The 17941-nt window shown below is 65.8% G+C and carries 20 protein-coding genes and 2 tRNA genes; 13 read left to right on the plus strand and 9 right to left on the minus strand.

Annotated elements, in window-relative coordinates; all coding sequences use genetic code 11:
• Positions 1-280: hypothetical protein (locus tag MUN85_RS00005; RefSeq protein WP_250504812.1), on the minus strand; the 280-nt coding region annotated here is incomplete at its 3' end.
• A gap of 177 nt (positions 281-457) precedes the next feature.
• On the minus strand, positions 458-1642 hold the full coding sequence (locus tag MUN85_RS00010; RefSeq protein ID WP_250504813.1) for a diacylglycerol/lipid kinase family protein: 1185 nt from the start codon (positions 1640-1642) through the stop codon (positions 458-460).
• A gap of 57 nt (positions 1643-1699) precedes the next feature.
• On the opposite strand from MUN85_RS00010, the gene serS reads away from it, so the two are divergent.
• The 8 genes from serS (at position 1700) to MUN85_RS00050 (ending at position 10666) form a co-directional block, all read left to right on the plus strand.
• Positions 1700-2974 (plus strand): serine--tRNA ligase, encoded by a 1275-nt coding sequence (gene serS / locus MUN85_RS00015; RefSeq protein WP_250504814.1) that lies wholly within the window; start codon positions 1700-1702, stop codon positions 2972-2974.
• A gap of 8 nt (positions 2975-2982) precedes the next feature.
• The gene (locus tag MUN85_RS00020; RefSeq protein WP_250504815.1) at positions 2983-3831 is read left to right on the plus strand and encodes an HAD family hydrolase; all 849 of its coding nucleotides are present in this window, start codon (positions 2983-2985) and stop codon (positions 3829-3831) included.
• A 22-nt stretch (positions 3832-3853) separates the two neighbouring features.
• Positions 3854-4861, plus strand: a complete 1008-nt coding sequence (locus MUN85_RS00025; RefSeq protein ID WP_250504816.1) for a LacI family DNA-binding transcriptional regulator — start codon at positions 3854-3856, stop codon at positions 4859-4861.
• Positions 4862-4869: 8 nt separating this feature from the next.
• On the plus strand, positions 4870-5652 hold the full coding sequence (locus MUN85_RS00030) for a hypothetical protein (RefSeq protein ID WP_250504817.1): 783 nt from the start codon (positions 4870-4872) through the stop codon (positions 5650-5652).
• 162 nt (positions 5653-5814) lie between these two features.
• Positions 5815-7194 (plus strand): ABC transporter substrate-binding protein, encoded by a 1380-nt coding sequence (locus MUN85_RS00035; protein WP_250504818.1) that lies wholly within the window; start codon positions 5815-5817, stop codon positions 7192-7194.
• 91 nt (positions 7195-7285) lie between these two features.
• Entirely contained in the window at positions 7286-8263 is a 978-nt protein-coding gene (locus MUN85_RS00040; protein WP_092563706.1) for a carbohydrate ABC transporter permease, read from the plus strand.
• Positions 8260-9303, plus strand: a complete 1044-nt coding sequence (locus MUN85_RS00045) for a carbohydrate ABC transporter permease (protein WP_250504819.1) — start codon at positions 8260-8262, stop codon at positions 9301-9303. Before MUN85_RS00040 ends, MUN85_RS00045 begins: the two co-directional genes overlap by 4 nt.
• A gap of 88 nt (positions 9304-9391) precedes the next feature.
• Positions 9392-10666 carry an AGE family epimerase/isomerase gene (locus MUN85_RS00050; RefSeq protein WP_250504820.1) on the plus strand — a complete coding sequence of 425 codons (1275 nt, stop codon included), beginning with the start codon at positions 9392-9394 and terminating at the stop codon, positions 10664-10666.
• Here the strand turns inward: MUN85_RS00050 and MUN85_RS00055 are convergent, their stop codons facing one another.
• A complete protein-coding gene (locus tag MUN85_RS00055; protein ID WP_250504821.1) occupies positions 10667-11611 on the minus strand; it encodes an NAD(P)H-quinone oxidoreductase in 945 nt (314 codons plus the stop codon).
• 96 nt (positions 11612-11707) lie between these two features.
• Between MUN85_RS00055 and MUN85_RS00060 the strand changes: the two genes are divergently transcribed.
• From MUN85_RS00060 to MUN85_RS00080, 5 genes are all read left to right on the plus strand, one after another.
• Positions 11708-11794, plus strand: a tRNA-Ser gene (locus MUN85_RS00060).
• Positions 11795-11868: 74 nt separating this feature from the next.
• Positions 11869-11956 (plus strand) — tRNA-Ser (locus MUN85_RS00065).
• Positions 11957-12181: 225 nt separating this feature from the next.
• The gene (locus MUN85_RS00070; RefSeq protein ID WP_250504822.1) at positions 12182-13252 is read left to right on the plus strand and encodes a tyrosine-type recombinase/integrase; all 1071 of its coding nucleotides are present in this window, start codon (positions 12182-12184) and stop codon (positions 13250-13252) included.
• A gap of 99 nt (positions 13253-13351) precedes the next feature.
• A complete protein-coding gene (locus tag MUN85_RS00075; RefSeq protein WP_250504823.1) occupies positions 13352-13543 on the plus strand; it encodes a hypothetical protein in 192 nt (63 codons plus the stop codon).
• Positions 13544-13598: 55 nt separating this feature from the next.
• On the plus strand, positions 13599-14267 hold the full coding sequence (locus tag MUN85_RS00080; RefSeq protein WP_250504824.1) for a hypothetical protein: 669 nt from the start codon (positions 13599-13601) through the stop codon (positions 14265-14267).
• A 127-nt stretch (positions 14268-14394) separates the two neighbouring features.
• Here MUN85_RS00080 and MUN85_RS00085 read toward each other — a convergent pair whose 3' ends face one another.
• The 6 genes from MUN85_RS00085 to MUN85_RS00110 all read right to left on the minus strand — a co-directional run bounded on the left by MUN85_RS00085 (position 14395) and on the right by MUN85_RS00110 (position 17932).
• Entirely contained in the window at positions 14395-14736 is a 342-nt protein-coding gene (locus MUN85_RS00085; protein ID WP_250504825.1) for a hypothetical protein, read from the minus strand.
• Entirely contained in the window at positions 14726-15175 is a 450-nt protein-coding gene (locus tag MUN85_RS00090; RefSeq protein ID WP_250504826.1) for a hypothetical protein, read from the minus strand. Before MUN85_RS00090 ends, MUN85_RS00085 begins: the two co-directional genes overlap by 11 nt.
• 2 nt (positions 15176-15177) lie before the next feature.
• A complete protein-coding gene (locus MUN85_RS00095; RefSeq protein ID WP_250504827.1) occupies positions 15178-17046 on the minus strand; it encodes an N-acetylmuramoyl-L-alanine amidase in 1869 nt (622 codons plus the stop codon).
• A gap of 81 nt (positions 17047-17127) precedes the next feature.
• Entirely contained in the window at positions 17128-17430 is a 303-nt protein-coding gene (locus tag MUN85_RS00100) for a putative phage holin (protein ID WP_250504828.1), read from the minus strand.
• A gap of 5 nt (positions 17431-17435) precedes the next feature.
• The gene (locus MUN85_RS00105; RefSeq protein ID WP_250504829.1) at positions 17436-17648 is read right to left on the minus strand and encodes a DUF7620 family protein; all 213 of its coding nucleotides are present in this window, start codon (positions 17646-17648) and stop codon (positions 17436-17438) included.
• Entirely contained in the window at positions 17645-17932 is a 288-nt protein-coding gene (locus tag MUN85_RS00110; RefSeq protein WP_250504830.1) for a hypothetical protein, read from the minus strand. Before MUN85_RS00110 ends, MUN85_RS00105 begins: the two co-directional genes overlap by 4 nt.
• Positions 17933-17941 lie beyond the last annotated feature (9 nt).

The raw sequence follows: 17941 nt of genomic DNA on the forward strand, positions 1-17941 counted from the left end.
CCCTCGTGTCGTCGCCTGCCTGCTCTCCCTTCTCCTCCCTCCTGTCGCCCCCCTCCTGCCTCCTCTCTCCTCCTTTTTTTTTCCTCGGCCCGGCCCCCCCCGCCCTCTCCCCCCTGCATATCGTCGGCAGCGTCAGTTGTGTATAAGAGCCAGGGACGCGCCATCCCGCGGCGGGCGGACGAATCCCGTCGTAGCGCAGCCAGCCCTGGGTGCAGGCAAGTCCGCCGTGCCAGAACGTGGGGACTATGGTGTGGCTATCGTCGAGCGTGGTCATCAGCATCGCTGCAGGCAACGCAAATCCGGGGCGCGGGCCGCGTTCTGGCAGGTCGCGGGCGGCGAGGGGCCAGGGCGTGAGGTGAACGCGAGTCATGGTTGTCGTCTCCGTTGAGCTATGTGTATGGCGAGTCTCACTGTGAATTTAGGAAAAAATAGCGTTGGCTGCTCGCGCGGAATGTTGTTAGCTGCGCACGAGCAGGGCGCCGCGTTCGACGCGGGTTTCGATGTGGCGTGAGATGCCGACGAGGTCACCGTCGACCTGGACTGCCTCGGGTTCGGCGGTGCTCACGCGCACCGATTTGCCGCGCCGGAAGGTCATGGACCCGGGCAGCGGCCCGGGCTGATCGCGGCGAATGCCGAGGCCCTGCAGGAGGATCTTGCCGCCGACGGCCGCCCACCCGAGCAGACCGACCGTCGTATCGATGGTGGCGATATCGAGCCAGCCGTCATCCAGCTGGGCGTCGGGCAGCAGGACGACACCGCCGGGAAGGCGCCCACAGTTGGCGAACATGATCGTGCGCGCGCGCTGGTGTTCGGGGGTTTCGGCGCCACCGATCCACATGCGCGCATCGATGCGCCGTCCGGTCATGTGCTTGATGGCGGCGACGGAGTAGGCGAGCCAGCCGATGCGCGCCTTCAGGTCATCGTCGGCGCCCGCGACCATCGCGGCGTCAAAGCCCAGACCCGCGATGACGAGGAAGAGATATTCGTGATCGGGTTTGGGCGCGGGCACCGCGCCTTCGTCGGTAAGGAGGTTCGCGAACCGCTTGGCGGTGGCGGCCTCGAGGGCTTCCTCGTCGCGCAGCGGTTCGGCCTTGAGCCAGCCGACGTCCATGGCGTGCGTGGGGCCGGTGAACGCCGCGGTGATTTGATCGGAGACGGAGCCGAGGGGGATATCGAGGTTGCGGGCCAGCAGGTTGCCGGTGCCCATGGGCACGAGCCCGAGCGGGACGCCGGTTCCGGCGAGCCCGCGTGCCACTTGCCTCACGGTGCCGTCGCCGCCGGCGGCGACGACGACCGAGGCACCCTTGGCGACGGCCTCGCGCGCCTGGGAATGGCCCTGGTTCTCCTTCGAGGTTTCAAAAAACAGCGGCTCGGGCAGGTTGCACTGGCGAGCGATCTGCGTGCAGCGCTCCTTGAAAGCGTCGAGGTCATTGAGCTTCACGGGATTGACGATGATCGTCGGGGGACCGGTCGGGGGCGGTTCGGCGGCTGCCGCCGAATCCGCCTTGGCGGCCGCGTCGGCACCGTCTGTGCCGGAACGGGAGATGCTGGCTGACGCTCGGTAGGCCACGACCGCGACGACGAGCGCACCGGCCGCGAGGAGACAGGCAAGGAGCGCGACAATCAATGACCAGGTGTCCATGGTGCGAGTGTAGGCCGGGGTCTGGGCACCCGCCGGATATCCGATAGGCTTGGAGCCATGATCGATTTGCGAGCTTTGCGTGATAATCCCGAGGTCGCACGCGCATCCCAGCGGGCGCGTGGCGCCGACGAGTCTCTGGTCGATGCGATCCTGGCCGCGGACGAGAAGCGCCGCGCTAGCTTGCAGGCCCACGAAGACAAGCGTGCCGAACAAAAAGCGCTGTCCAAGGCGATTGGGCAGGCGGCTCCCGAGGACCGGCAGGCCGCGCTCGATAACGCGCGCGCCATGGCTGAGGAGGTCAAGCGCCTAGCCGCCGAGGCCGAAGCGGCCGAGGCCGAGCTGACGCGCCTGGTCTACCAGATCGATAACATCATCGAGGACGGCGCCCCGGCCGGCGGCGAAGAGGACTTCGTCGTCCTACGCACCGAAGGCCCGGCGCCGCGCGATTTCGCCGCCGAGGGTTTCACGCCGAAGGACCACCTCGACGTCGGCGAAGCCATCGGCGGGATCGATACCAAGCGCGGCGTGAAGGTCGCCGGCTCGCGGTTCTACTACATGACGGGCATGGGAGCGCGCCTCGAACTCGCGATGCTCAACTGCGCGATGGACCTGGCAATCGCCCACGGCTTCACGCCGATGCTGACTCCGACGCTCGTCAGCCCCGAAATCATGGGCGGCACGGGCTTCCTCGGCGAACACGCCGACGAGGTCTACCACCTGCCGGCCGACGAGCTCTACCTCACCGGCACCTCTGAGGTGGCGCTCGCGGGCTACCACAAGGACGAGATCCTCGACCTGAGCGAGGGCCCCATCCGCTACGCCGGATGGTCCACGTGCTACCGCCGCGAGGCCGGCTCCTACGGCAAGGACACCCGCGGCATCATCCGCGTCCACCAGTTCAACAAGGTCGAAATGTTCTCCTTCTGCCCGCTGGAGCAGGCGCACGAGGAACACCTCAAGCTGCTCGCGCTGGAAGAGGAGATGCTCGCCAAGGTCGAACTGCCCTACCGCATCATCGACATCGCTGCGGGCGACCTCGGCTCCTCGGCGGCACGCAAGTACGACTGCGAGGCCTGGCTGCCTACCCAGCAGCGGTGGATGGAAGTGACCTCGACGTCGAACTGCACGACCTTCCAGGCGCGCCGGCTGCAGGTGCGCGAGCGGCGCGAGAACGGCATCGTGCCCGCCGCGACCCTGAACGGCACCCTCGCCACGACCCGGTGGCTCGTCGCGATCCTCGAAAACCAGCAGCAAGCTGACGGCTCCGTCATCGTGCCGAAGGGGCTGCGGCCATACCTCGGTGGCCTGGAGGTCATCGAGCCCGTCCGCTAGCAGCAGCCATGACGTCCGCTCCCGCCCGCCCGCGCCTTTCGCCCCCAGCGAGCCTCGCGCCCTCTGAGGAACTGCTCGTCGCGCTTGATATCGACGGGACGATCGTGCAGATCGACGGCTATTTGCACCCCGTCGTCGCCAAGGGGATCGCGGCGATGCGGCGACGCGGCGCGGCCGTGGTGCTCGCCACCGGGCGCGGGGTCGACGGCGTGCTGCCGATCGCCCGCCAGCTCGGCATGAGTGATGGCTATGCGGTGTGCGCCAATGGCGCCGTCGTGCTGCAATTCGATGATTCACCCGCGGGCTACCACCTGTCTGACGTCGTCACCTTTGACCCGGCGAGCGCGCTCGACCAACTGCGCGAGCGCATCCCGAGCGCGCTCTTCCTCGTCGAGGACGGCAACGGCGATCACTACACGACGGGTGCCTTCCCCGACGGCGAGCTCGCCACCGCCCCGCCGATCGTGCCCTTCGAGCGGCTGCGCCACATGGCCGCCACCCGCGTCACCGTGCGCGCGCCCGACGTGCCGAGCGCCGAGTTCGCCGAGCTCATCGCCGACACGGGCCTGCACGGCGTCGGCTACTACATCGGCTGGAGCGCATGGCTCGATATCGCGCCTCAGGGCGTATCCAAGGCCTCAGCGCTGGAGATGCTGCGCGGCCGGCTGCAGATAGCGCCGCACGCGACCGTCGCCGTCGGCGATGGCAGCAACGACGTGGAGATGCTCGCCTGGGCGCACTACTCCGTCGCGATGGGCCAAGCGCCACCGCAGGTGCAAGCCCAGGCCAATGAGGTCACCGCCCCCGTGACCGAGGGCGGGCTCGCCTACGTCCTTTCCGCCATCCTCACGCGCTAACACATTTGGCACAATGAAGGGCGTGGAGCCATCGATCAATGACGTCGCGCGCGCCGCAGGAGTGTCCACGGCGACGGTCTCCCGAGCGCTTCGGGGCCTGCCGAACGTCTCGGCCGCGACGGCCGCCAAGGTCACGCAGGTTGCCGAGCAGCTCGGCTATTCCGCCTCGCCCGCCGCCGTCTCGCTCGCCAGCGGGGCGACGCGCAATATCGCGATCGTCTGCTCCCAGCTCAACATGTGGTTCACCTCCAACGTCTGCGAGGCGATCGTGCGCGCCGCGCAGGACGAAGGCTTCACCGCCTCGCTGCTGTGCCTGGGCAAGGGCTCCCTGCACGAGGCCGGCGCCGGCCAGCGCCGCCGCGTTCAGGCCGCAAAACTCCGCCGCCGCGCCGACGCCGTCATCGTCGTCGCCCTGCCGCTGCTGGCAGGCGAACTCGCCGAACTGCAAGCCCTGAACGTCCCCGTTGTCTTCGTCGGTCCCGCCGTTACCGGCCAAGCCTGCGTCCACATCGACGAATACTCCACCGCGCGAGAGGCCACGAGCTACTTGCTGGGGCGCGGGCACACGACGATCGCGCACCTGACGGGACCGGCCGACGATGACGCCGAGGAAGGCCCGCCCCTGCTGCGGCTGCGCGGCTACGTCGATGCGCTTGCCGCCGCCGGGATCGAGGTCGACTACGAGTTGATCGCGCACTGCGATTACGATCGCGAAGCCGCCCGCAGCGCCGCCCGAGACCTGCTGCGCACCCGGCCCGATACGAGCGCGATCCTCGGGTTTTCCGACGTGCACGCCGCCGGGGCGCTCGCCGCGGCCGCCGATCTCGACCTGCGCGTGCCGGCAGACATCGCCATCGTGGGAATTGACGGTTCGGAGCTGTCCGAGGTCCTCGCGCTCACGAGCCTCGCGCAGGATCCCGTGCTGCAGGGCGAAGCCGCCGTGAGCCTCGCCCTGGATATGCTCACGGGCGCGCCCGTGCCGGAGCAAAACGTGTTCCCGACGACGCTCATCGAGCGCGCGAGCGTCTAGGAGGAAAGATGCGCAATCGCCACGTGCGGATCACGATCGCGATCATCCTCGCGGCCATGCTCGCGATCGGTTTCGTCGCGCCCTTCGCGCTCGCCACCACCGACGACGCGAACCTGGGAGAGATCCCGCCGGCCGTCACCGCCGCGGTCGAGCCGGACGGCGAGGTGGCACGCCACGTGGCGGGACTTGCCACCGAGACATCTTCACCCGCGCCCGCCCGAGGCAAGCTCGCGGGCGCCCAGCTCACCTTTGGGCCCCTTGCCCGCTTCATCCTGCTGGCTGAGGATCCTGCCGGCAGCGGCCTCCGGCTGACGCGCGAGGATCTCGCGGACAGCGCTCCCCAGTTTGTCGCCGTCGTCTCGGCCGACGGCGAGCCCGCCGACCTCGTGGAGATCGCGGCCGATGGCTCCTTTATCGCCCTCGGCGGGCAGAGCGAACAGATCGTGCGTGCCGTCGCCGGCGCGGAGGCCGGCAGCCTGCTGCTGCGGGACCCAGCCAACTCGGCGACGTATCTCGTCGACCCGCAATTGGAGGAGCTGCAGCCCCTTGATGCGGCGGCGAAGGCCGCCGTGGGCGGGGCGATCACAGCGGTTGATTTCCGCCAGCGCGTGCTGCTAAGCGCGACCGAGCAGGTCCCCGACTTCGTGCCAGCGTCGGCCTCGCCGACGCCTGACGCCGCCTCGCCGATCGGCTCGCCGTGGTTGCCGACGATCGTCGTGAGCGTCGCGGTCATCATCGTCATCGCGCTCGCGTGGGCGCTCGCCCGCTCCAATCGACATCTCGATTTGTGACGCATTCGCGTCGCGTCCGCCACCTAAATCGGGTCAGTAAACAATTGTTGCCAAACTGTAATGCTGCACGGCGGCAACTCGTAGATATTTCCCTCTGAAAGCGCTTGCATAGAAGTATGCGCATCCGCATTCCGCGGGTGGATGAGTCAGAAGGGAACATACATGCGTACGTTCACAACACGTCGCGGAGCCGCGACCCTCGCCGGGGCCGCAGCGATCGCGCTGACCCTCGCCGCGTGCGGTGGGGCGGATAACCTGGGCGGCGGTGGCGGCGGTAGCACCACCGGCGGTGGCGATACCGACTGCTCGGACTTCGAGGCCTACGGCAAGCACGAGGGCAAGACGGTCTCGATCACGTCCTCCATTCGCGAGGTCGAAGCCGACCAGCTGCAGGACACCTTTGAAAAGTTCACCGAGTGCACGGGCATCACCGTCCAGCACAACGGCATCGGCGAATTCGAAAACCAGATCGTCGTCCAGGCCGAAGGCGGTAACGCCCCCGACCTCGCGATCTTCCCCCAGCCTGGCCTGCTCAAGCGCATGGTGGAAGAAAACTACGTGAAGGAAGCCCCCGAGTCGGTCGAGAAGCTCGTCGATGAGGGCTGGACCGAGGACTGGAAGGCCTACGGCACCGTCAACGACAAGTTCTACGCCGCGCCGCTGATGGCCTCGGTGAAGTCCTTCGTCTGGTACTCCCCGAAGGCGTTCCAGGAGGGCGGCTACGAGATCCCCAAGACGTGGGATGAGCTCATGACGCTGACCGACAAGATCGCCTCCGAGCACTCCGAGGGCTCCACTCGTCCCTGGTGTGCCGGCATCGAATCCGGCGGCGCGACGGGCTGGCCCGCCACCGACTGGATCGAGGACCTCGTCCTGCGTGTCGGCGGCGGCGACGTCTACGACCAGTGGGTCAACCACGAGATTCCGTTCAACGACGCGAAGATCAAGGAATCGGCCGAGTACGTCGGCAAGATCCTGACCGACGACAAGTACGTCAACGGCGGCATCGGCGATGCCCGCTCGATCGCCAACACCTCCTTTAACGACGGCGGCCTACCGATCCTCGACGGGGAGTGCTTCATGCACCGCCAGGCCTCCTTCTACGAGGCGCAGTGGCCGCAGGGCACCAACGTCGGCGAAGACGGCGAAGCGTTCGCCTTCCCGCTGCCTCCGGTCAACGAGGGCGAAGTTCCGCTGCTCGTCGGTGGCGAGTTCGTCGGCGCGTTCAACGACAAGCCGGAAACCGAGGCCGTCCAGGCCTACATGGCCTCCGGCACGTGGGCGAATACCCGCGTCGAGATCGGTGGCGTGACGAGCGCGAACAAGGCCGTGGATGCTTCCAAGGCCTCCTCGCCCGTGCTCAAGCAGGCCATCGAGCTGCTCCAGGATGAAAACTCCGTGGTCCGCTTCGACGGCTCGGACCTCATGCCTTCTGAGGTGGGTGCCGGTTCCTTCTGGAAGGGCATGACCCAGTGGCTGAACAAGGAAAAGGACCTCGATGGCGTGCTGAACGACATCGAAGCGTCCTGGCCGGCTAACTAGCTGACAGACGCCGATTCGGCTTGGGGGCGGTCACCATCAGGGGCCGCCCCCACAGTCGAACCGGCAACCAGGACTGTAGAAGGCTGACACCATGTTGAACTCCAAGATTGGCCAGATGCTTGCGGCCGTCCTGGCGCTGATCGCGGTGGTGGCGATCATTATGGCGCTGGCGAAACTGGCTGACCGGATGCCAGAACGGCTGCGTCGCTGGGCGGCTCCCCTCATCTTTGCAGGTCCCGCCCTAGCCATGCTCGGCGTCGGACTCATTTATCCGGCGATCCGCACGACAGTGATGTCGTTTTATGACCGACGCTCCACCACCTTCGTCGGACTCGACAACTACAAGTGGGTGTTTACGAACACGGACTCCGTTCAGTCGTTCATTAACACCTTCTGGTGGGTATTGCTCGTCCCAACCCTCTCCACCGGAATCGGACTCATTTACGCGATCCTCATCGACAAGTCGCGCTTTGAAAAGGTAGCGAAGACGCTGCTGTTCATGCCGATGGCGATCTCGTTCGTGGGCGCCGGTATCATCTGGAAATTCGTCTACGACTACAAGGGCGCGGCCCAAGAACAGATCGGCCTCGCCAACGCCGTCATCACGGGGCTTGGGGGAGAGCCGCTGCGCTTTTTGCAAGACGCGCCGTGGAACACGTTCTTCCTCATCGTCGTGATGATCTGGATCCAGGCCGGTTTCGCCATGGTCCTGCTCTCCGCGGCGATCAAGGCGGTGCCCGATGACATCGTAGAGGCCGCGCTGCTGGACGGCGTGAACTCCTGGCAGATGTTCAAGTCGATCACCGTGCCCTCGATCCGGCCGACCCTCGTCGTCGTGTTAACCACGATCACGATCGCGACGCTGAAGATCTTCGATATTCCGCGCACCATGACGGGCGCGAAGTACGGCACCCAGGTGCTGGCAAACCAGATGTATGACCAGTCGTTTACCTTCGGAAATAACGGCACCGGCTCGGCGCTGTCGGTCATCATCTTCCTGCTGGTCATCCCGATCGTCGTCTACAACGTTCGTCAGATGCTCATTAACCGGGAGGTGCGTGGGGCATGAGTGAGACCAATCGCGATAAGGAACGGGTCTCGCCCGTGGATGGCGTGCCCGAGGACGTGGCCGCCACTGGAACCCGCGATCTCGCGGGCGCCGGAACGACGGCCGTCAAGACCGACGACGGCGACAAGCCCGCCGATACGCCGGGCAAGCGCGTGCGCGATAAGGATGACCGCCTTGGCTCCAGCGCGAAGCGCATGCTCACCTCGCGCGTCGGTTCGCTCGTGGCGCTGCTCATCGCGGCGCTGTGGACGGTGCCGACGTTTGGCCTGTTCATCTCCTCGATCCGGCCGGAACGCGACATTAAGCGCACGGGCTGGTGGAACTTCTTCACCGACCCGCAGTTCACGATGGATAACTACAACGAGGTGCTGTTTGGTCGAGCCTCCTCCGGCTCGCTGGCAAGCTACTTCATGAACTCGCTCGTCATCACGATTCCCGCGACGCTCATCCCGCTCGCGGTAGCCGTGCTCGCCGCCTACGCATTTTCCGTGCTGCAGTGGCGGGGCCGCGACGTCGTGTTCATTACCGTCTTTGCGCTGCAGATCGTGCCGCTGCAAATGGCGCTGATTCCGCTGCTGCGGATCTTCGCGGGCTCCACGGCGATGGAGATGTTCCCCTATATCGCCGTGTGGGTGGGACACTCGATCTTCGCCCTGCCGCTCGCGATCTTCCTGCTGCACAACTTCATGGCCGAGATCCCGAGGGATCTCATCGAGGCCGCGAAGGTCGATGGCGCGGGGCACGTGACCGTCTTTTTGAAGATCATGCTGCCGCTGCTGGTGCCGGCGATCGCGTCGTTCGCGATCTTCCAGTTCCTGTGGGTATGGAACGACCTGCTCGTTGGTCTGACCTTCACGGGCGGCAACAACGCGATCCAGCCACTGACCGCACGCCTTGCGGAAATGGCCGGCTCGCGCGGCCAGGACTGGCACCTGCTCACGGCCGGCGCCTTCGTCTCGATCATCATCCCGATCGGCGTCTTCCTGGCGTTGCAGCGCTACTTCGTGCGCGGACTGCTCGCTGGCTCCGTGAAGGGCTAGCAGCGCCGATCACGAGTCGACAGGCGGCGAGTAGGAGGTTCCTACTCGCCGCTTTTTGTCCCGGGACGCCGCCCGATACGCTAACGGTATGACCGCATCAATGACGCTGCCCACCGATGAGACGCGAGCCCGTGAGATCGCCGACCTCCTAGCCTGGGGGGCCCGCGCGCGCCATGAGTTTGGCTTTGGCTACCTCGGTGACAACGGCGAGATTCTTGCCGAACGTGGCATCGAACTGTGGATCACCTGCCGCATGACGCACTGTTTCGCCCTCGCATCGATGCTGCCCGACCGCTACCTCGGAGAGCTCAGTCGCGAGGAAGCTAGAGCGCTCACGACCCACGGGATCGCGAGCCTGGCCGACCACTTCCACGACGAAGACTTCGGCGGCTACGTTGCCACGCTCGATGCCGCGACGGGTGAGCCGGCCGCTGACGGGGGCGATCGGAAGCAGGCCTACGCGCACGCCTTCGTCGTGCTGGCGGCAAGTTCGGCCCGCGCCGCCGGTATCGAGGGTGCGCAGGCCGTCTTGGATGATGCGCTCGCGACATCCACCGAGCGCTGGTGGGACGAGGACGCTGGCATGGTCTATGAATCCTATGACCGCCGCTTCAGCGAGGCCGAAGCCTACCGCGGCGTGAACGCTGCGATGCACACCGTCGAAAGCTATCTCGCCGCCGCAACGGTCACCGGCGATGACACGTATCTCATGCGCGCGGTGCGGATTATCGATCGGGTCGTGGGCGATCTCGCGCCGCAGTATAAGTGGCGCTTTCCCGAACACCTGGATACGAACTATGAGCCGATTTTGGACTTCAACCGCGATAAACCCGCCGACCCGTTCCGGCCCTATGGCGCAACCCCTGGTCACTGGTTCGAGTGGGGCCGGCTCGCACTGCAATCGCTCGCCGAATTAGAAGCCCGCGGAATCGAGCGCGCCGGATCGGCGCGCATCAAGGACGGTGCGCTCGCGCTCATTGAGGCCGGCGCCCAAGAGGGCTTCGGCGTCGACGGTGAGCCCGGCTATGTTTACACGACGGACTTCGACGGCACGCCCGTCGTCCATGAGCGGATGCACTGGGTCGCCTGCGAAGCCTTCGCCGCCGGAATTGCTGCGGCGCTCGCGGACCCTGCCCTCGCCGAGCGCTTCACCGCGATCGCGGCCGAGGCCTGGGATTACATCGAGCGCTTCCTCATCGCGCAGCCGGGGCAGTGGATCCACGAGCTCGATCGCCACAATTCGCCCGCGGCTGGGACCTGGGAAGGCAAGCCCGATATCTACCACGCGGTGCAGGCGCTCCTCATGCCCGACCTGCCGCTCGCGCCCGCGTTTGCGCCCGCGGTCGCAGACCTCGGCGAGTAGTTAGTCGAGAGTCAGGATGATCTTGCCGAAGGTCGCGGGATCGTCCATGAGCTGGTGGGCTCGATCCACCTCTTCCAGCGGCAGGCTCGCATGAATCTGTGGCGCGATGAGCCTCGCGGCGTGCCGCATCGCCGCGACAATCTCGCCTTTTCGCGCCACCGGCAGAGCGCGCAGCGTTGAGCCGATGATCTGCAGTCGCTTGGTCAGCACACTGCCGAGATTGATCGACCCCGTCCTGCCCTGCTGCAGGCCGATCATGATGAGGCGGCCATCGCGCGCGAGCAGATCGATATTGGAATCCAGGGCGCCGGCGCCCAAAATATCGAGGATGATCGCGACGCCATCCTCGCCGGCCGACTGCCTTAACTGCTCGGTTGCGTCCTCGTCGTGATAATCAACGGCGACCTCCGCACCGAGCGCCCGGCAGCGCGCGGCCTTTTCCGCGCTCCCCACCGTCGTGAGCACCCGCGCGCCACGCCGGGCGGCAAGTTGGATAGCAACGGAGCCGACACCGCCCGAGCCACCGTGAATCAGCACGGTGTCTCCCTCGGCGATCTCGGCGAGGTCGACGAGGTTGAGCCACGAGGTTGCGAGGGCTTCGGGGAGTCCTGCCCCTTCGACGTGTGACAGTTCCGAGGGCAGTGGCAGGCACTGGACCGCCGGCGCACACACAAACTCGGCGTAACCACCACCGGCGAGCAGCGCAATCACTTCATCACCGACACTCAAGCCCTGAGCGGTATGGGGCGCGGCGACGACGGTGCCCGCAACCTCGAGGCCGGGAATCTCACTGGCACCCGGCGGTGGGGGATAGTGGCCCGCACGCTGCAAGAGGTCTGCTCGGTTCACGCCCGCGGCGTGAACGCGAATCAAGACCTCACCGTCCTTCGGCTTGGGAGTTGGTAGGTCGGAGATAGCGAACGTGGACGGGTCGATGGCACGCATGGCCCCAGTGTTTCAGGATTATTGCCGGTTGTGGCAAGCTCCGCCGCGCGCGATACACTAGCGTTCGGCCCAGGTCGTGAACGCTTCCTGGGACCGGGAGGGTTGACCGAGCGGCCGAAGGTGACGGTCTTGAAAACCGTTGTGCGGGCAACCGTACCAAGGGTTCGAATCCCTTACCCTCCGCGCGCATAACAGCCGACGTGATGCACCTGTGTTTTTCTCTTCGGCGGTGCAACCGATAAGCTAGTTCTGCTTATGGAGACGTGGCCGAGTGGCCGAAGGCGCTCCCCTGCTAAGGGAGTAGCGGGTGATCCCCGCTCGGAGGTTCGAATCCTCTCGTCTCCGCAAACCGAAAGCCCCCGTGAGGGGGTTTTCGCATATCTGCCGGGTTTTCCGCATTATCACGGGGTTTTAGGCGTGACATGTAGGTGCCTACAGACTCCACTAGTGCCCTGCAAACGTCTGCTAGTGTCGCTACGTAGGGGTATAAAATCAGAGATGTACCCCTAGGGCGATGTGGAGGGCCGAGTGATGGCGAGGGCGCGCAGGTCGTTTGGGAGCATCCAGGACATGCCAGGCGGCAGGTTACGGGGCCGCTACCGCGTACGCAGCCGGGACTATTACACGCCGGTTCGGCGTACGCGCCGATCGGTTGAGGCCGACCTGACGTTGGTTGAGGCGACGATTCTGAACGGGACGTGGGTTCCTCCGCGTCGTCGTCGCCGCACCGCCGAGAAACCGGGGCCGGACGCGCCGCTCTATGTCCGGGAGTGGGCTGAGCTGTGGATGATCGAGCTACAGGCCGAGGGGCGATCTCCGAACACGGTGCGCTCCTACCGCTCGAACCTGAGCGCTCACATCGTGCCCGTGCTGGGCGAAAAGCGGGTGCGCGACCTGACTAGCGATGATTTGCAGCTGGTCGTCGATGAGATGACGGGTTCGCGGGTGACGCGGCAGAACGTCGTCAGAACGTTCACGTCGATGATTAATGCCGCCAGTGAGCGCGATAAACCGGTGGCTCCGATTAAACCGCCGACGATTCCTGCGACTAATGCGCCGCGTAAACGACGGCAGGCGCTCACTGCCGAGCAGTTGGACGCGGTCATCGCTGCCGCGTCGTCCCCGGCGTTCGCGGCAGCGTTCGCGCTCGCGGGGTGGTGCTGCCTGCGCTACTCCGAGGTCGCGGCGTTGCAGCGCGCCGATATTGATCTGGAGCGGTGGACGGTCACGGTTGAGCGGGGCGTGAAACGAGGGCCTAAGGGCGCGCCTGTGGTGGGTGCGCCGAAGTCTGCGCGGTCGTATCGCACGGTCTCGATTCCGCCTCGCGCGCGTGACGTGATCGAGGCGCACATGCGCGATGTTGAGCCGGGGCGCGACGCGCTGGTTTTCACGGGGGGTTGGGGTGGGTACATGTCTGATCGCGTGATGCGTGGCGAGCTGCACCGATCGTGTGCGCGTGCTGGCGTGCCTCGAATCGGGGTGCACGAGCTACGGCATACGGGCCTGACATTGTTCGGCCTGGCGGGTGCGACGGCGGCAGAGCTTATGGCACGCGCGGGACACTCGGATATTCAGACGGCGATGATTTATCAGCACGCGTCGGCGCAGCGTGATCGGGAGTTAGCGGAACGTCTCGGCTAGGTGTGTCTAACGCCACACATGTTTTACCCTCCTGCTGTACCACAATGGTGCAGCGCCGTGGTACTATTGAGGTACAAGGTCAAGGAAAGGAAAGAACAAATGACCACCATCACCCGCAACGACGCAATGATCGCCCTCACCGCAGCCATCGAGGCCAGCGGGGTCGCCACGATCGAAGAGTTCGACACCGACGCAATCCTGGATGCCTGCTACGACGAGGTTGGCTCCTGGGATATCGAGCAGGTTGAGCCCGATACGTTCTGGGGCATCGTCGCCGAGAACGCCAACTAACCACCGCTGGCCGGGGCGATAGCGCCCCGGCCGCCACGACTTTTTAGGAGAGATCATGAGCACCTACGACTGGACCGAGACCACCTGGCGCGAGCGCACATCGACGGGCGCGGTGCTGGAAACCGAAACCGACAACGCTGTTATTCGTTTTCACCTGGAGGACCGCGACGGCGAGGTGCGCCCCGCGTTCACGGTCGAAACCGGGGGTATCTCCTACAGCACGGACGACCCGGAGGATTGGCCGACGATCGAGCAGTTCGTGCCGCGCGCAGAGTGGCCCGAACCCATGTATGCGGGAAAGCGCGGACCCGCGCAGCGCACCCCTGACCGCGCGATCGTTGACGCGATCGAACAGTATGAGGCGGGCCTGGCCCGCGCGCAGACTGACTCGCTGGACCCGATCGAGGGCGTGCGCGCCTACCTCGGCGACGTTGACGCGAGCGATGAGCAGGTGGAGGCGATCTCGGCAGCGTTCGAGCACGCCCCGAACGAGCAGCCGGAGGATTACTGCACGGGCGTGATCGAGATCGTGCTGGGCGACTCGCAGCTGCGCGAGGTCGTCCTGGCGGAGGCGGCGGCAGCGCGCGCAGCGTTCGCGGCGTTGGAGCGGTTGCAGGGTGCGGTGAACGCGTCAAGCGTGTTGGGTGTGAGCGACGAGGAGCTGTCGCGCGCGACTGGGCGGCACCGCTCAACGATTCGTCGCTGGCGCGGCGCAGGGTCATAGAATAAGCCTGGGGCGTGCGTGGACCTTGTTCTTCCTTTCTCGCGCGCGCCCCACATACGCGAAAAAGCGGCCCCACCCGTCATGGGTGAGGCCGCTTCGCTGCGCGTAGGGTGTGAGTTGAATGTGGCTAGGGCTCCTCGCCCTCGTCAGTGGCCTGCCACGCGTCGGGTAGGACCGAGGGGCCCCAGCGCGTCCAATCCACGGTGCACGTATAGACCTGACCGTCCTGGCTGATGGTCTCTCCCGCCATATAGGCATCCATCGAGCTGGTCGGGGGTACGAACTCTGCGCCCGGCTCATGCCGCTCTGTTCCGCGCAGCCGGTCGGCGACCTGATCGATCTGGCCCGGTAGCGCGGCGAGTTCGTTTCGTCGCACGTGTTCGGCGGACCAGATATCGCGCATCGCCTCCCAGTCCTGGCTGCTCATCTCGCGCAGGTCAGCAGCGAGTGTTTCGAGGTTAATCGCCACGGTCTACCGCCTCGGTCGTGGCGATCGCCTCGATACCGTCCGTGGGCGGCTCAACGATCGCGGTCTCGGTGGGCATACCAGTCACGACGGCTGTCCCATAGTCGGCGGGGATTGGCCCAACCTCGGCGTCAACGGGCGGCACCGTGGTCGTGTCGCCGTTGAGCAGCTTGAGCGCGGGCTTCAGGGCCGTATAGACGACTTGGGCGACACCAGCGACGGCAGCGATCTGGACCGCGATGACCTCCCACGATTCGGGGCGGTAGGTGATCCACACGCCGATCGCCGTGGTGGCGACTGCGACGGCGAGCGCGAGCCAGGGCCGCCAACGCGGCGCGAGGGTCGTCCAGCGCGTCAACAGTGCGGTGAGGAACGCGGACGCGATACCGGCGATGCCGGGAACAGTCATGAGTGCGGTGGTTGAAATGTCGATGGTCTCCATGGTCACTCCTTATTGGTTCCGTCAGAGGGCTCCTGGGCGCGGACCAGTCCAGCGCGAACCAGGGCGCACGCCTCCTCGATGACATCCATGTGGGACTGCGTGACGAATGGCCAGGAGCCGGTGTCGAACGCGGCAGCGAGCGGGTTCACATACGTGCCCGCCAGTGTTTTGCCGGTCCCGCCGGTGAATTTGTGGAAAAACCCGCTGGCCGGATTGAGGATCGCGTAGACGCGGGTCCCGTCCGCGCGGTTCGTGTAGATGCCGACGTTTTTCATGGTGTCTCCTATCAGGATGCCTGCCTCGGCGAGCGCGTCGGCAGGAGATGGGTTCGGTTTCGGTTTGTCGAGGCCCGCGATAATGCGGGCACGCGAGACAATGCTGGGAATCTGGGCGATGCACGCACTGCCGGGGCAGTTGCCGGTCACGGTCACTTGCCCGCGTTGGCGGATGATTAACGTGCCGTTGACGGTCGTCAGGCACGCGACTTCGGTCTCGCGAGTGGGCGGCCTCACCTCGTAGCGGTGGCGGCTCTTGCGAATTGCGAGCCACCAGAGGCCGGATGTGTGCCACATGCGAGTTGAGACCCCGTTCAGCGTCGAGGCCGCCTGTAGGACGTTGAGCGACTCTTTATCGCGGGAGAAACAGATGTGGCCGGGCACCGTGGATGCGCCGTCAGCCAGGCGCAGCTCTTCCCACATCGCGTCGATCTGTTCACGGGAAACCGCCAGCCAGTCCGGCGTAAACCGCTTGGTAGGCAGCAGGTCGATCAGGAAGCGACCCTCGTCGCCCCACACGCGAATTGCGCTGGTGCCGTCACTGCGTGCACCGAGGCTGTATGCAACCCCTAGGCGGTCCAGTAGTGCGGTCACGCGCTCGGTCTTGCGGTCCTTCTTGAAGTGCCACTCCACGCCGTAGTAGCCGGATCCGTTCTCGCTCATGTAGTGCCCGTCGGCGAACAGCCAGACAGCCATGCGCACTTCATCGAGGGTGAGGGGCAGCCCTTCGTCGCGGGGCGCAACTTCTAGGGCCGTGTCCGCGCGACGGAGCTTGGCGGCAGGAACCTTCACCCACTGATCGGTTCTCTTGAGGTTGTGGCCGGTGTGTTGGCGGTGCACACCTACAGCTCGGCGCTTGCCGGAGAAATCGCAGTCCAGGCAGTTTGATGGGCCGGGGCGGCTCACTACCCAGTCATGATCGGGGGTTGACTCGAACTTGCCGACCGTGATGACCTGCGCCACATATGGCTCGATCTTCTCGGCGGTGTCGAACGAGACTCGGCCTGCACCGTCAACCGACGCAACGAGGTCGGTGTCTGCAACCTCGAGTAGGGGCACCCAGCCGCGCTTGGTGAGCACTTCGGTGACATCGGTCGGCAAGCAGGTTTTCCCGACGGCGCGGGACCATAGTTCGCCGCCCGTGTACGAGACGCCGCGGCTGAGTTGGGCGCGGGTCATGGGTATGCCGAGGCGGTGCCAGCCGGTGCCGCGAGCTCTGGGCGCGGACGAGTCCATGAGGGCGAGCGGCACGCCGTAGGTTTTGTGCGCCCACGCGAGGACGCGGGCGATGGTCTCGCGCTGCGCTGCCGTCCACGGTTCGATGCCCATGCCCTCGGTCTCGATGCCGATGGACCGGTAGGAGCCAGCGCCCGAGGTCCACGCGGATTGCTCGTGCGACACGTATTGCTCCATCGACCCGTCCTTACGGACGTACAGGTGCGAGCTGGCCTTGGCGGCGGGGTTGTTGAACCAGCCGTGCAGTGAACGCGCCTTGCTCACGGCGACGTGGAGGATTACCGCGTCCGTGCGCGCACGGCGACGCGGCGTGTAGTTTCGGGAGATTGGGCGCGCGATAGCGCCCGGGATCAGTTTCATGCGGCCTCCGTGGGTGTGAAAAAACCCGCCACACTGGGCGGGCCTTATCGGGCTACCTAACCGGCGGTTAGGTCGGGCAGGTTAGGTTGAGAGTTTCTGGTCGCGGTTCGCGCGGATCACCCTCAGGAGGATGAGGAGCCGCTGGGTCGTCGCGGCCATGAGCACAACACAACCCACGATGATCGCGCCGTTTCCGGGCGCGGGTGACCCCATGAGCCGTAGGAGTCCCCACATGCCGGTGAGTGCGCCGACGACGAGCGGCCAACCGACGAGCGAGCGCCCATGGCGCGAGCGCCACCACGGATAATTCGCGGTGTAGATCGTGACGTAGGCGAGGATGGTGAGTGCCGCGACGATGAGCGCGGCGGTCGCGAGCGCGTGCATAGGTTTTAGTGCTCCCTCAGTTGGAATACGGCAGAAAACGCCTCAGCGAGATGGTTTTCGGCGCGGTGGACCTCGACGATGCGCGCGATTGCCTCCGAGTGTGGGCGGCGGCGGCGCGCCTGCTCGACCGCTTCGGCTGCGCGTTGTTTGGCTAGGCGTGCCTCGCGCGAGATTTGGGGTTCGCGGCGTGGCCACGGCCAGCGCAGGACACAGGTCACTGGTCGTCACCCCCTCCCTGGATTTGGGCGGCGGTTTTCAGTTTGGTGAGTGCGTCGGCGCTGGTTTCGGCGGCGACCGTGAGCCGCAGGTTCAGCTCCATGAGGTCGCGGTTAGCGTCCGTGAGCGACTGGTTGGCTTCGCGCATGGCCTGGATATCGGCGCGCAGGTCCTCGACCGTTGAGCGTGGCACGAGGCGGCCTGTCACGACCATGAAAAATACGATCGCGAGGATCGCGGTCGCGCCCAGGTCCGGCCACGATAGGCCTGCGAGAATGTCTGCCACAGCAGCCTC

The organism is Bowdeniella massiliensis, from assembly GCF_023634005.1.
Lineage (GTDB): Bacteria > Actinomycetota > Actinomycetes > Actinomycetales > Actinomycetaceae > Bowdeniella > Bowdeniella massiliensis.

Bases quoted from the DNA above. Each gene is read 5' to 3' on its own strand.
- MUN85_RS00100 (WP_250504828.1), bottom strand. From the start codon at position 17,430: ATGCACGCGCTCGCGACCGCCGCGCTCATCGTCGCGGCACTCACCATC.
- MUN85_RS00055 (WP_250504821.1), bottom strand. From the start codon at position 11,611: ATGCGTGCCATCGACCCGTCCACGTTCGCTATCTCCGACCTACCAACT.
- MUN85_RS00045 (WP_250504819.1), top strand. From the start codon at position 8,260: ATGAGTGAGACCAATCGCGATAAGGAACGGGTCTCGCCCGTGGATGGC.
- MUN85_RS00075 (WP_250504823.1), top strand. From the start codon at position 13,352: ATGACCACCATCACCCGCAACGACGCAATGATCGCCCTCACCGCAGCC.
- MUN85_RS00050 (WP_250504820.1), top strand. From the start codon at position 9,392: ATGACCGCATCAATGACGCTGCCCACCGATGAGACGCGAGCCCGTGAG.
- MUN85_RS00040 (WP_092563706.1), top strand. From the start codon at position 7,286: ATGTTGAACTCCAAGATTGGCCAGATGCTTGCGGCCGTCCTGGCGCTG.
- MUN85_RS00095 (WP_250504827.1), bottom strand. From the start codon at position 17,046: ATGAAACTGATCCCGGGCGCTATCGCGCGCCCAATCTCCCGAAACTAC.
- MUN85_RS00090 (WP_250504826.1), bottom strand. From the start codon at position 15,175: ATGGAGACCATCGACATTTCAACCACCGCACTCATGACTGTTCCCGGC.
- MUN85_RS00035 (WP_250504818.1), top strand. From the start codon at position 5,815: ATGCGTACGTTCACAACACGTCGCGGAGCCGCGACCCTCGCCGGGGCC.
- MUN85_RS00070 (WP_250504822.1), top strand. From the start codon at position 12,182: ATGCCAGGCGGCAGGTTACGGGGCCGCTACCGCGTACGCAGCCGGGAC.
- MUN85_RS00030 (WP_250504817.1), top strand. From the start codon at position 4,870: ATGCGCAATCGCCACGTGCGGATCACGATCGCGATCATCCTCGCGGCC.
- MUN85_RS00020 (WP_250504815.1), top strand. From the start codon at position 2,983: ATGACGTCCGCTCCCGCCCGCCCGCGCCTTTCGCCCCCAGCGAGCCTC.
- MUN85_RS00080 (WP_250504824.1), top strand. From the start codon at position 13,599: ATGAGCACCTACGACTGGACCGAGACCACCTGGCGCGAGCGCACATCG.
- serS (WP_250504814.1), top strand. From the start codon at position 1,700: ATGATCGATTTGCGAGCTTTGCGTGATAATCCCGAGGTCGCACGCGCA.
- MUN85_RS00010 (WP_250504813.1), bottom strand. From the start codon at position 1,642: ATGGACACCTGGTCATTGATTGTCGCGCTCCTTGCCTGTCTCCTCGCG.